Consider the following 13,094-nt stretch of genomic DNA (forward strand, 5'->3'; position numbering starts at 1 on the left):
TTAAATTGGGCTTTCTGTTTAAATGAAACCTGATAAATCAAGTTATAGAAGGCGGTAGACGGATTTGAACCGACGATCAAGCTTTTGCAGAGCCGTGCCTTACCACTTGGCTATACCGCCTTAACGTTTATTATTATACCTTGAAAATGATTTTCAGTCAATAGCTTTTTCAGATTTTTTGTATCAATAAGCCTAAATATTCTGAAAATTCGTTTACTTTTCTTGAAATCTATGATATAATTGATGATAACCTATACTTTATTTATAAGAGGAGTAAATAAATGAAAAAAAGTCAAGTGCTTGCTGTAGCGGGAGCTACCTTATTAGCGTCAGGAGTTCTAGCTGCGTGTTCAAACACTAGTTCAAATAATGCTAAACTAGCAAAAGATTACCAATATGTTTATCAAACAGATCCAGAAACCTTGGATTATATCGTCAGCAATATTGATTCTACATCATTTATTACAACAAATGCTGTAGATGGTTTATTAGCTAATGATAAATATGGTAATTTAGTTCCTTCTATTGCCGAATCATGGACAGTTTCAAAAGATGGTTTGACGTATACCTATAAAATCCGTCAGGATGCTAAATGGGTGACAGCAGAGGGAGAAGAATATGCTCCTGTAACTGCTAAAGACTTCGTTACTGGTTTGAAACATGCTGTAGATGGAAAATCAAAAGGACTTTCAATCGTTAGCTCTTCTATTAAGGGATTAGAAGCATATATCAAGGGTGAAACAAAAGACTTCTCAACAGTTGGTGTAAAAGCAGTTGATGATCAAACATTAGAATATACCTTGAATCAACCAGAAACTTTCTGGAATGACAAGACAACTAGCGGTGTCATGATGCCAGTTAATGAAGAGTTTTTAGCCTCAAAAGGTGAAGGGTTTGGTGCTCCAACAGATGCTAACTCTATTCTTTATAACGGTCCATTTGTCTTGAAAGCTGTAACTCCTAAATCATCTATCGAGATGGCTAAGAATGACGCTTACTGGGATAAAGAAAATGTAAAAATTGAGAATGTTAAGTTCACTTTCTGGGATGGTAAGGATCAAGATGTGATTGCTAAAGGTTTTGCTGATGGTCAATATAGCAAAGCTCGTATCTTCCCTACAAGTTCGACATATGAAAAATATGCAGCTGACTTCAAGGATAACATTTACTTTAATGAACCAGGTGCGGGTGTTGCAACTGTCAGCTTGAACTATGGTCGTACAGCTTATAACCACACAGCTAAGACAAGTGAAGCACAAAAGACATCTACTCAGAAAGCATTGCTAAACAAGGAATTCCGTCAAGCCTTGAACTTTGCTGTCGATCGCAATTCTTACTCAGCTCAAACAAATGGTACTGATGGAGCCGCAGTAGCCATCCGTAATACGTTTGCACCTTATAATCTTCAAGTTGGTAAGAAAACATTTGGTGAATTGGTACAAGATAGCTTGGCTAAGACAAATTCTTCTACTTGGTCAAACGTGTCTCTAGCAGATTCTCAAAATGGACTTTACAATGAAGAAAAAGCGAAAGAAGTCTTTGCTAAAGCCAAATCAAGCCTACAAGCTGAAGGTGTTGAATTCCCAATCCACTTGGATGCCTTGGTTATCCAAGAATCAACAGCGGTTGTAAACCGTGTTCAATCATTGAAACAATCAATTGAAAAAGTATTGGGTTCAGATAATGTTGTTGTAGACTTACAACAAATGACTCAAGCAGAAGCTTTACCAATTTCATTTAGCGCTCCAACAGCTAAAGAGCAAGACTGGGATATCCATACCTTGCTAGGATGGAACCCTGACTATCAAGATCCTTCTACTTTCTTGGATCAATTCGTCCTTAAGGGAGGAAGCACTCGCCTTTACCTTGGTATTGACCAAAACACAGATGCATCAGTAGTAAGCAAACTTGGTTTAGCTGACTATGGAAAATTACTTGATGACGCAAACAGCGAAAACCAAGATGTTCAAAAACGTTATGAAAAATACGCGGTGGCACAAGCTTGGTTGACTGATAATGCCTTGACAATTCCAGTAATGGCTTCTCCTAAAGAAACAGCCGTTTCATATGTCTCAAAAGTTCTACCATTTAGCTCTTCATATTCAGTAGCCGGCCTTAAAGGTGAAAATTCAGGATACTTGAAGTACACTGAAGTTGGTGAAAAAGCAATCACCAAAGAAGAGTATGAAAAAGCTCGTGAAAAATGGTTGAAAGAAAAGACTGAGTCAAACGAGAAAGCTCAAAAAGAATTGGCAAGTCATGTGAAGTAAATAATTTTCAATAGAACTTTCTCTCCATGAGGAGAAGGTTCTTTTGGGATTTTTAAAGGAAATGATATGAAAAAATATATTTTTATGCGTGTTTTGCGGTCATTGGTTTCTATCTTCTTAGTAACAACCTTGACTTACACGATTATCTATACAATGGTTCCTCGAAAATTGATTTTCAAACAGGATACCAACTATAACAAGATTGCGACAACTGCTGATAAACGTGATAACTATGAGAATACCGTTTATGAGCGTATGGGCTATATCGAGTACTACGATACCAAAGAGTTGCAAGAAAAAGCTAGCCAGATGGATGCTTCTGTAACAGTTGAAGCCAATGACACCAACAAGGCTATCTATGAAAAATACATCAAACAAATCGGTCATGGTTGGACCTTGGGAGAATTTACTGAAAGTGGCCAATTCTACGCTACTCGTGAAATCCCAATTTTTGAACGTGTTTTTCACTTCTATGCTAACTTGATTGACATTGACCATACTAATAAAATCCAAGACCCCGAAAATCCAGACTTGAAACGTTACCTTCGTTTTGAAAATGATCCAGCTATCGGATGGTCCTTGGTCGGTTCAGGTACCAAACACAAATATCTCTTGTACTTCAACAGTCAGTTCCCGTTTGTGCATCAAAACTTTGTGAACATTAATTTAGGTGACTCTTATCCAACCTATGCTAATAGCCCTGTTTTACAGGTTATTACTCAAGGACAAGGGCAAACAAAAACATCTCAAGTTCAATTCCCAACAGGTAAGAAAACTTCTTCTGTAAATATTTACTCAAGAACCTACAAATCACCTAGTCAGGCTGACTCTCGTGAAGTAGCTAACTACGGAAAAGATGATCCTTATACGGCTACTGAAAGTAACTACCAATATCCTTCAATGATTGCCAGCTCTGCTGTTGTTGGATTGATTGGTTTGGTGATTTCTTATGCGATTGCCGTGCCACTTGGTTCAGCTATGGCTCGCTTCAAGAACACTTGGATTGATAGCTTCTCAACAGGGGCTTTGACCTTCTTGATGGCTCTTCCAACAATTGCCTTGGTTTATATCGTTCGTTTGGCTGGTTCTTCAATCGGCTTGCCAGATTCATTCCCTATCTTGGGTGCTGGAGATTGGCGTTCGTATGTTTTACCAGCAGTTATCCTTGGTTTGTTGGGTGCTCCTGGTACAGCTATTTGGATTCGTCGTTACATGATTGACTTGCAATCACAGGACTTTGTTCGTTTTGCTCGTGCAAAAGGTTTGTCTGAAAAAGAAATTTCAAACAAACACATCTTTAAAAATGCCATGGTTCCGTTGGTTTCAGGAATTCCTGGTGCTGTTATCGGGGTTATCGGTGGTGCAACCCTTACTGAAACAGTCTTCGCCTTCCCAGGTATGGGTAAAATGTTGATTGACTCTGTAAAAGCATCTAATAACTCTATGGTCGTTGGTCTTGTCTTCATCTTTACATGTATTTCTATCTTCTCACTTCTTTTGGGAGATATTTGGATGACGATTATTGACCCACGTATTAAATTGACTGAGAAAGGAGGCAAATAATGTCTACAATCGATAAAGAAAAATTTCAGTTTGTAAAACGTGACGATTTTGCCTCTGAAGCCATTGATGCGCCAGCTTATTCATACTGGGGTTCAGTGTTTAGACAATTTATGAAGAAAAAATCAACTGTAGTCATGTTGGGAATCTTGGTAGCTATCATTTTGATGAGTTTCATCTACCCAATGTTTTCTAAGTTTGATTTCAATGATGTCAGCAAGGTAAATGACTTTAGTGCTCGTTATATCAAGCCAAATGCTGAGCATTGGTTCGGTACAGATAGTAACGGTAAATCTCTTTTTGACGGTGTCTGGTTCGGAGCTCGTAACTCTATCCTCATTTCTGTGATTGCGACAGTGATTAACTTGGTTATCGGTGTTTTTGTCGGTGGTATTTGGGGAATTTCAAAATCAGTTGACCGTGTGATGATGGAAGTTTATAACGTCATCTCAAACATTCCATCTCTTTTGATTGTCATTGTCTTGACTTACTCAATCGGAGCTGGATTCTGGAATCTGATTTTCGCCATGAGTGTGACAACATGGATTGGAATTGCCTTTATGATCCGTGTGCAAATCTTGCGTTATCGTGATTTGGAATACAATTTGGCGTCACGTACCTTGGGAACACCAACCTTGAAGATTGTTGCCAAAAACATCATGCCACAATTGGTATCTGTTATTGTGACAACCATGACTCAAATGCTTCCAAGCTTTATCTCATATGAAGCCTTCTTGTCTTTCTTCGGTCTTGGATTACCAATTACAGTTCCAAGTTTGGGTCGTTTGATTTCAGATTATTCACAAAACGTAACAACTAATGCTTACTTGTTCTGGATTCCATTGACAACTCTTGTCTTGGTATCCTTGTCCCTTTTCGTAGTTGGTCAAAACTTAGCGGATGCTAGTGATCCACGTACACATAGATAGGAGTAGAAATGACAAAAGAAAAAAATGTAATTTTGACTGCTCGCGATATTGTCGTGGAATTTGACGTTCGTGACAAAGTATTGACAGCCATTCGCGGCGTTTCCCTTGAACTAGTTGAAGGAGAAGTATTAGCCTTGGTAGGTGAGTCAGGATCAGGGAAATCTGTTTTGACAAAGACCTTCACAGGTATGCTTGAAGAAAATGGTCGCATTGCCCAAGGTAGTATTGACTACCGTGGGCAAGATTTGACAGCTCTATCTTCTCATAAAGATTGGGAAAAAATTCGTGGTGCTAAGATTGCGACTATCTTCCAGGACCCAATGACTAGTTTGGACCCAATTAAAACAATTGGTAGTCAGATTACAGAAGTTATTGTAAAACACCAAGGAAAAACAGCCAAAGAAGCGAAAGAATTGGCCATTGATTACATGAATAAGGTTGGGATTCCAGATGCAGATAGACGTTTTGATGAATACCCATTCCAATATTCTGGAGGAATGCGTCAACGTATCGTTATTGCGATTGCCCTTGCCTGCCGACCTGATGTCTTGATTTGTGATGAGCCAACGACTGCCTTGGACGTGACCATCCAAGCTCAGATTATTGATTTGCTGAAATCCTTGCAAAACGAGTACCATTTCACAACAATCTTTATCACCCACGACCTTGGTGTGGTGGCAAGTATTGCAGATAAGGTAGCGGTTATGTATGCAGGAGAAATCGTTGAGTATGGAACTGTTGAGGAAGTCTTCTATGACCCTCGCCATCCATATACATGGAGTCTCTTGTCTAGCTTGCCTCAGCTTGCTGATGATAAAGGGGATCTTTACTCAATCCCAGGAACACCTCCGTCACTTTATACTGACCTGAAAGGGGATGCCTTTGCCTTGCGTTCTGACTATGCAATGCAGATTGACTTCGAACAAAAAGCTCCTCAATTCTCAGTATCAGAGACACATTGGGCTAAAACTTGGCTACTTCATGAGGATGCTCCAAAAGTAGAAAAACCAGCTGTGATTGCAAATCTCCATGATAAGATCCGTGAAAAAATGGGATTTGCCCATCTAGCTGACTAGGAGGAAGGAAATGTCTGAAAAATTAGTAGAAATCAAAGATTTAGAAATTTCCTTCGGTGAAGGAAGTAAGAAGTTTGTCGCAGTTAAAAATGCTAACTTCTTTATCAACAAGGGAGAAACGTTCTCGCTTGTAGGTGAGTCAGGTAGTGGGAAAACAACTATTGGTCGTGCTATCATTGGTCTCAATGATACAAGTAATGGAGATATCATTTTTGAAGGTCAAAAGATTAATGGTAAGAAATCGCGTGAACAAGCTGCAGAATTGATTCGTCGTATCCAGATGATTTTCCAAGACCCTGCTGCAAGTTTGAATGAACGTGCGACTGTTGATTATATTATTTCTGAAGGTCTTTACAATCACCGTCTGTTCAAAGATGAAGAAGAACGTAAAGAGAAAGTTAAAAATATTATCCGTGAAGTAGGGCTTCTTGCTGAGCACTTGACTCGCTACCCTCATGAATTCTCAGGTGGTCAACGTCAACGTATCGGTATTGCCCGTGCCTTGGTCATGCAACCAGATTTTGTTATTGCGGATGAGCCAATTTCAGCCTTGGACGTTTCTGTGCGTGCCCAAGTCTTGAACTTGCTCAAAAAATTCCAAAAAGAACTTGGTTTGACCTATCTCTTTATCGCCCATGACTTGTCTGTCGTTCGCTTTATTTCAGATCGTATCGCAGTTATTTACAAGGGTGTTATTGTAGAGGTTGCTGAAACAGAAGAATTGTTTAACAATCCAATTCACCCATATACTCAAGCCTTGCTTTCAGCGGTACCAATCCCAGATCCAATCTTGGAACGTAAGAAGGTCTTAAAGGTTTACGACCCGAGTCAACACGACTATGAGACTGATAAGCCATCTATGGTTGAAATCCGTCCAGGTCATTATGTTTGGGCTAACCAAGCCGAATTGGCGCGTTACCAACAAGGATTAAACTAATAATGGTTTTATAATTTCCATAAAAATTGATGTGGAAATTATAAACCTTTTTTTGTTGGACTGATTTGAAAAGCTTTGAAAGCTTCCTGAAAGAATTTTCGAAAGAAATAGAATTCTTAGAAAATCATTGAATTATAGTGAGATGAAATAAAATCTGAACAACTAGATTAGGAAAGTCAAATTAATTTCTAGAAAAGTTTTAGAAGTCGCGACGTATTACTCTAGCTTCAATCTACTATAGTCTAATACTCTTCGAAAATCTCTTCAAACCACGTCAGCTCTATCTGCCACCTCAAAACAGTGTTTTGAGCAACCTGCGGCTAGCTTCCTAGTTTGCTTTTTGATTTTCATTGAGTCTAATATCTACAATGTAAAAAACTCTAGCTATCAGTTCATTGATAGTTAGAGTTTTTTCTATTCATATGATTTAAGGAGATTAAATAAGGCTTCTACTTCTGATGACGGTGTAGCTGATTTAAGGTAAGCGTAATAAACTGTAAAAGTTATCTTATCCTTCGGTATAAGAGGAATTTTTATTAAATCATCATCTTCATCAGAAAGTGCGATATCAGCCAGTAAACTAAGGCCAATCCCTTTCTTTAAAAGTTCTTTAAGAATGACAATGTCATCAGTCTTAAAGAATATTTCTGCCTTGTTTTGATGCTTCTGATTAAGCGTTTCAAAAGCTTTCAGGTGAACAAAGTGTTCGTCTAAGAGTATAAAGGATTGATCTACTAATTCTTCAAAAGCGAGGGAAGGAACAGTGGCAAAAGGATGGTTCTTAGATAAAACGACATACAGTTCTTTATGAAATAGCTCGTGTGTCTCTATTGAAGGATAGTTGAGAGGTTCAATCAAACCGAGTAGGCTTGCATCAAGGTCTCCTTTGACGAGAAGGTTTAATAACTCTACGGAGCCACCGCGGATAGGGCGTATCTTTTTTAAAAAATCGAATTTATCTTTTTCGTTTAAGGCAGCAAAGAGATACTGAATGATAATAGGAGGGAATCCTACAGTAGAGTATTGTGCCAAGGAGCGATTAATTTCTTTGCGAGTAGAAATGACCTCAGGTAAAATCAGTTCTGTATGCTTTAGAAGGATTTGTCCTTGAGGAGTTAGCTTGAAGGAACGATGCGAGGGGTCATGGTAAATCAATTTGCAGTTAAAGGATTCCTCTAAGCGCTTGATAGCATAAGAAATAGATGGTTGGCTGACTTTATGTTGTTTTGCTACTTCCGTATAGGATTGAAGCTGGCAGAGGTCATAAAAATATTGTAGATCTTTTAAATTCATATGGGCTCACTTTCATTAGTTGGAGAAGGAAAATAAGTGGAAAACAGCAGATAAATAATTTTTATCCGTATCCTACAATTTGACTATACGAGTATTCACCAGTTAAAATGTAAGTGAGTCAGGGATCTCAAAGATTATCTAAGATACTCTCAAAGATGACCAACATTTTTTCTCGTTTATCAATAGGGAGCTGTTTAATCTTCATGTTGATTCTTTTGAGTGAAAGATTGTCACTCTTATCAGAGGTTGATTCAAGGCTATCAAAATTGAAAAATTCCTCTGGGGTCATTTCTAGGGCGTCAATCACTTTTTCAAGACTGTGAATGGTCAGATTCACATTTTGGTTTTCAAGTTGATTGATATACTTTAGCCCGACTCCTGCTTGTTCCGAAAGTTCTTCCTGGCTCATTTTATTCTGTGTTCGAAAATATTTCACTTTTTGGGAAATATATTGTTGTAAATAGTTTTTAGTTGTCATATAAATAGAATACAAGTTTTATATGACAAAAAAACACCTTAAAAAATACAAAGTATTACATAACATACCTATATGATATTTATTTTAATTAGGATTGTCAATTTGTATGATTGGTTTATTTTACTCGAAACTTTTAGTAAAGAGAGATCATCGAGAGTTTGATGAGTTCAGAAATTTATAACATATGCGTATACAATTGTATTATTTAAACAACAACGTTTCATGAGCAATTCGTTTCATGTGATATAATATAAATAAAAAGGAGGTTGCACTATGACTGCACATGATATTTTAAACAATCCTTTCCTCAATAAAGGTACTGCCTTTACCTTAGAGGAGCGAAAGGAACTAGGCCTTATTGGTTTACTGCCACCGTATGTTCAAACGATTGAAGAACAAGCGGCGCAAACTTATGCACAAATGCAAACAAAAGCCAATAACTTGGAAAAACGTCTTTTCCTAATGGAAATTTTTAATACCAACAGGACTCTTTTCTATTACCTCTTTTCTCAACATTTGGAAGAATTCAATCCAATTGTATATGATCCAACCATTGCAGATACGATTGAGGGCTATAGTGATCTTTTTGTAGATCCCCAATATGCGGGATATCTTGATATTAATCATCCTGAAAATATTGAAGCTACTTTGAAAAACGCTGCCGGGGGTCGCGAGATTCGTCTCATTGTTGTAACAGATGCAGAAGGAATCCTTGGAATTGGCGACTGGGGAACAAATGGTGTCGATATTTCTGTTGGGAAGTTGATGGTTTATACAGGTGCTGCTGGAATCGATCCTTCGATGGTCCTTCCTTTAGTCATTGATGCAGGGACTAACCGTGAAGAACTTCGTAACAATCCTAATTACTTAGGAAATCGTCACGAACGGGTCCGCGGAGATCGTTACTACGACTTCATTGACCAATTTGTTCAAACAGCAGAACGTCTCTTTCCTAAACTCTACCTTCACTGGGAAGACTTCGGCCGCTTGAATGCTGCCAATATTCTTGAAAAATACCGGAAACAAATTCCGACCTTTAATGATGATATTCAAGGTACAGGAATCGTTACCTTGGGTGGTATCTTTGGTTCGCTGGATATTAGTGGTGAAAAATTAACAGATCAAGTTTATTTCTGCTATGGTGGTGGTACTGCGGGTGCAGGAATTGCCTCTCGTGTTCTTCGTGAAATGGTAAATGAAGGTCTTTCTGAAGAAGAAGCCTATAAACGTTTCTTTATGGTTGATAAACAAGGTCTTCTCTTTGATGATATGGATGACTTGACACCAGAGCAAAAACCATTTGCTAAGAAACGTGCTGACTTTAGTAACGCAGAGAAGTTGACTGACCTGCTTGAAGTAGTGAAGACTGTGAAGCCAACCATTCTTGTAGGAACTTCAACTCAACCTAATACCTTCACTAAAGAAATAGTAGAAGCTATGTGTGAAAACACAGAACGTCCGATGATTTTCCCTTTGTCAAATCCAACCAAATTAGCAGAAGCTAGTGCTAAAGACTTGATTGAATGGTCAGATGGTAAAGCTTTTGTCGCAACAGGAATTCCTTCTGATACGGTTTCTTATAAAGGTGTAGACTATGTGATTGGTCAAGCAAATAATGCTTTGATTTACCCAGGTATTGGTCTAGGCATGCTGGCTTCTGAAGCAAGTCTTTTAACTGATGAAATGATTGGAGCAGCGGCTCATTCATTAAGTGGTATTGTCAATCCAGGCCAACCAGGAGCTCCTGTCTTGCCACCATTCAAGTATGTAGCAGATGTTTCTATTAAAGTAGCAGAAGCAGTCGCTAAAAAAGCACAAGAACAAGGTCTTGCACGCGCTAAGGAAACAGATATGGCCAAAGCAGTTCATGATTTGAAGTGGTATCCAGAGTATAAATAATTCATTTCTGTTGCCTATCCTTGGGATACTTAGCTTATTTTGGATATGTTAGCAATCTACAGAGTTGATAACCGAAAAGTAAAGAGATTGTCGTATTGACTATTGGTTTTAAACAGTATAAAATAACTGTCGATTTTTTGTCCGACTGCCAAGAGTCAGTTTAATACTATACTAAAATCAGAACGCATTATATAATAGTGATATGAAATCAACCAAAGAAGAAATACAAGCCATCAAAACACTTTTAAAAGACTCTAATACAACTAAATACCATAAAAGTCTTCAAATCGTTCTATTTTGTCTAATGGGCAAATCTTTGAAATTATCCTAAAAGAATTGAAAGTGTACTGAAAGAATTTTCGAAAAATTTTAAAATGATCAAAACGCATAATATCAGATGTAGGTTAGCTTGATATTATGCGTTTTTATTATGTAAAGATTTGATGAATTTCTCCTAATACTCTTTGATTTTCATTGAGTATAAAATTGAGTTTTTGTATAGCTTCAAACGTATGTATAGAGAATATTAGAAATTAGACTATGTTAAATTAGTGAATTTGATAGTCCGTATCTGTTTCGGACTATTATACAATCGTTGATCCGATATTTTTATTTAAAATTGACCAATAACAACTGTACTAGTTTTATCCAACGAAATTGAAGAGAGAGCATCTAATAGTTCATTATAGTAGAAACCATTTTTCAAATTTGTTTTAGTAGCTAGAGCGAACACTTCTAGCGTATATCGATGATCTTTATCAGGAGGAGTTGGTCCAACAAACATAGAATCAATTTCAGAAAAGTCAGTTTCCAATAGAGGACTTGCGAAACTATTTTTCCCTTGCGTAATAGAATCTTTATAATCTAGACTGTAATTTTCAGGAATAATGACTGTATTATTTTTAACTTCTATATCCGTAGCAAGCCAGTGAATCCAAGGGAATGAACAAACTGGAATCGCATCATAATCAATTAAAGTAATAGCTATATATTTTGTCCCTTCTGGTAATTCGCTAATTTCAAAAGGGAAAGAGCGTATAGGATTTCCCTTAATAATGTCAGTACAATCTGCTTCTTTTCCAAATCGTTTAGGCAATAAGTTCTGGTTAAAAGGTATATTAATTTTCATCATATTGCTCCTTTCGTATAATCGAATAAATTATTCTTGATTCTATGATATAATAAATACTAACTTTTTAAAATTTGGAAAAAGTTAATAATTCATTAAATATTATTTTAGGAAGGAGAGGAGATAATGAATTTAGATTGGTATTATACATTCTTAGTATTATCTAAACACCTCAACTATCATAGAGCAAGCGAAGAATTATTTTTAACGGAGCCAACACTTCACCAGCAAATAAAAAAACTCGAAAAACACTTGCAAGTAAATTTATTTGAAACAGTTGGAAGAAATTTAACTCTGACTCCAACAGGACGAGAATTTATCCCTATCGTAAAAAAAATAATTGCGACATATGAAGATGGGATTAAAAAAATACAGTTAAAAAATAAAAAGTTGGAAACACATTTAAACATCGCAGTTTCACCTTACATAGCTACCTATCTGTTACCGAAATTTCTTCCAGAATTTTTTGAAGAACAACCATCTGTAGGTATTTCAATTACAGTTTTACAAAATGATATTGCTCGAGAAATTGAAAATAATCAATTTGATATTGGGATAGCTAGGGAAGAACCTTATACTACAAAGATTAATTCAGAAAAAATTTGTGAGGGTAAAATTGCTCTTTTTTATCCCAAAAATGATTCTCAACTAACTGAGGTGGAGTTATTTCAAAAATATAAGATTTTATCAGATAATCATCCTGTTTATTGGAATAAAGTAAAACAAGAAATTTCTGAAATTGTTCCGGAATCTCAATTTGTTTCTATAAAGGATATAGCAGTAACTGAGAAATTGATTGAAATGGGACAAGGAATATCTTATCTTCCTCTATACCTTAAAATGACTTTAAATCCTAATATTGCTACTCGAATACCAGAAGAAATTTCTATTCCACTATCCTTTACTTACATAATGACTAGAAAAAATTCGGAAGCTATTGAACTTTTCAAAAATAAATTTAAGGAATTTATTGTTTTTGAACAAAATAAAGTAAATTTTTGACTCTTAAAAAGATGACTTGTGTATCTAGAAACTAGTTAGTATTAATGGATAAAATTGAAATTTCGCATCATACTTTCTGAGTTTAGACGGACTTTGTTATTAGTTTGAAACAGGGATAGAAAAACTTTGAAAGAATTTTCGAAAAATTTTAAAAAATTCTGAAATATTCTTGACAGGTGATGAAAAAGGTGGTAAGATAGGAAACATCAAAAAAGAAAGCAGAAAAAGAAATGAATAAGAAACAAGCTGTAACGATGAATCAAAACTTTTACTTTAGCTACTTTAGATAGTGTTTGTAGACATGTCACCATGGATGCAAACAGTTCAAGCAATTTGTTTGTATCTATGTGGCTAAGATTTTTGATTGTGGTCCATATAGATGAATATCTAAATGGACTAGCTAAGTTGTAACTTGTTAGATTATTTCAAGCATCCGTTTAGGTATTATCTAGGCGGTTTTTTGTTTTATACTCTTCGAAAATCAAATTCAAACCACGTCAACGTCGCCTTGCCGTACTCAA

At 36.5% G+C, this 13,094-nt stretch carries 10 protein-coding genes, 1 tRNA gene and 1 pseudogene; 8 read left to right on the forward strand and 4 right to left on the reverse strand.

Annotated features, from left to right (window positions below; translation table 11 throughout):
- Window positions 1-49 precede the first annotated feature (49 nt).
- Window positions 50-120, reverse strand: a tRNA-Cys gene (locus ADI58_RS08755).
- A gap of 161 nt (window positions 121-281) precedes the next feature.
- Between ADI58_RS08755 and ADI58_RS08760 the strand changes: the two genes are divergently transcribed.
- From ADI58_RS08760 to ADI58_RS08780, 5 genes are all read left to right on the forward strand, one after another.
- On the forward strand, window positions 282-2,270 hold the full coding sequence (locus tag ADI58_RS08760) for a peptide ABC transporter substrate-binding protein (protein ID WP_049522273.1): 1,989 nt from the start codon (window positions 282-284) through the stop codon (window positions 2,268-2,270).
- Between the two features lie 66 nt (window positions 2,271-2,336).
- Entirely contained in the window at window positions 2,337-3,833 is a 1,497-nt protein-coding gene (locus ADI58_RS08765) for an ABC transporter permease (protein ID WP_000759914.1), read from the forward strand.
- Window positions 3,833-4,759 (forward strand): oligopeptide ABC transporter permease OppC, encoded by a 927-nt coding sequence (oppC, locus tag ADI58_RS08770; protein WP_000103691.1) that lies wholly within the window; start codon window positions 3,833-3,835, stop codon window positions 4,757-4,759. Before ADI58_RS08765 ends, oppC begins: the two co-directional genes overlap by 1 nt.
- Window positions 4,760-4,767: 8 nt before the next feature.
- Entirely contained in the window at window positions 4,768-5,835 is a 1,068-nt protein-coding gene (locus ADI58_RS08775) for an ABC transporter ATP-binding protein (protein WP_049522274.1), read from the forward strand.
- Between the two features lie 10 nt (window positions 5,836-5,845).
- Window positions 5,846-6,772: an ATP-binding cassette domain-containing protein gene (locus ADI58_RS08780; RefSeq protein WP_033688124.1), complete on the forward strand. Its 927-nt coding sequence runs from the start codon at window positions 5,846-5,848 to the stop codon at window positions 6,770-6,772.
- Between the two features lie 414 nt (window positions 6,773-7,186).
- Here ADI58_RS08780 and ADI58_RS08785 read toward each other — a convergent pair whose 3' ends face one another.
- Window positions 7,187-8,065, reverse strand: coding sequence for a LysR family transcriptional regulator (locus ADI58_RS08785; RefSeq protein ID WP_049522275.1), 879 nt, complete (start codon window positions 8,063-8,065; stop codon window positions 7,187-7,189).
- A gap of 127 nt (window positions 8,066-8,192) precedes the next feature.
- Complete coding sequence (locus ADI58_RS08790) at window positions 8,193-8,543, reverse strand: helix-turn-helix domain-containing protein (protein ID WP_049522276.1); 351 nt, start codon at window positions 8,541-8,543, stop codon at window positions 8,193-8,195.
- 273 nt (window positions 8,544-8,816) lie between these two features.
- On the opposite strand from ADI58_RS08790, the gene ADI58_RS08795 reads away from it, so the two are divergent.
- On the forward strand, window positions 8,817-10,442 hold the full coding sequence (locus ADI58_RS08795) for a malolactic enzyme (RefSeq protein ID WP_049522278.1): 1,626 nt from the start codon (window positions 8,817-8,819) through the stop codon (window positions 10,440-10,442).
- 202 nt (window positions 10,443-10,644) lie between these two features.
- Window positions 10,645-10,764 (forward strand): annotated as a pseudogene (locus ADI58_RS11225) (IS630 family transposase); the annotation flags it as partial.
- A 291-nt stretch (window positions 10,765-11,055) separates the two neighbouring features.
- On the opposite strand, the gene ADI58_RS08800 reads toward ADI58_RS11225, so the two are convergent.
- Window positions 11,056-11,571 carry a YbhB/YbcL family Raf kinase inhibitor-like protein gene (locus tag ADI58_RS08800; protein WP_049522279.1) on the reverse strand — a complete coding sequence of 172 codons (516 nt, stop codon included), beginning with the start codon at window positions 11,569-11,571 and terminating at the stop codon, window positions 11,056-11,058.
- A gap of 126 nt (window positions 11,572-11,697) precedes the next feature.
- On the opposite strand from ADI58_RS08800, the gene ADI58_RS08805 reads away from it, so the two are divergent.
- Entirely contained in the window at window positions 11,698-12,573 is an 876-nt protein-coding gene (locus ADI58_RS08805; protein ID WP_001047055.1) for a LysR family transcriptional regulator, read from the forward strand.
- The last annotated feature ends 521 nt before the right edge of the window (window positions 12,574-13,094 follow it).

The organism is Streptococcus mitis (assembly GCF_001074635.1).
GTDB lineage: Bacteria > Bacillota > Bacilli > Lactobacillales > Streptococcaceae > Streptococcus > Streptococcus mitis_E.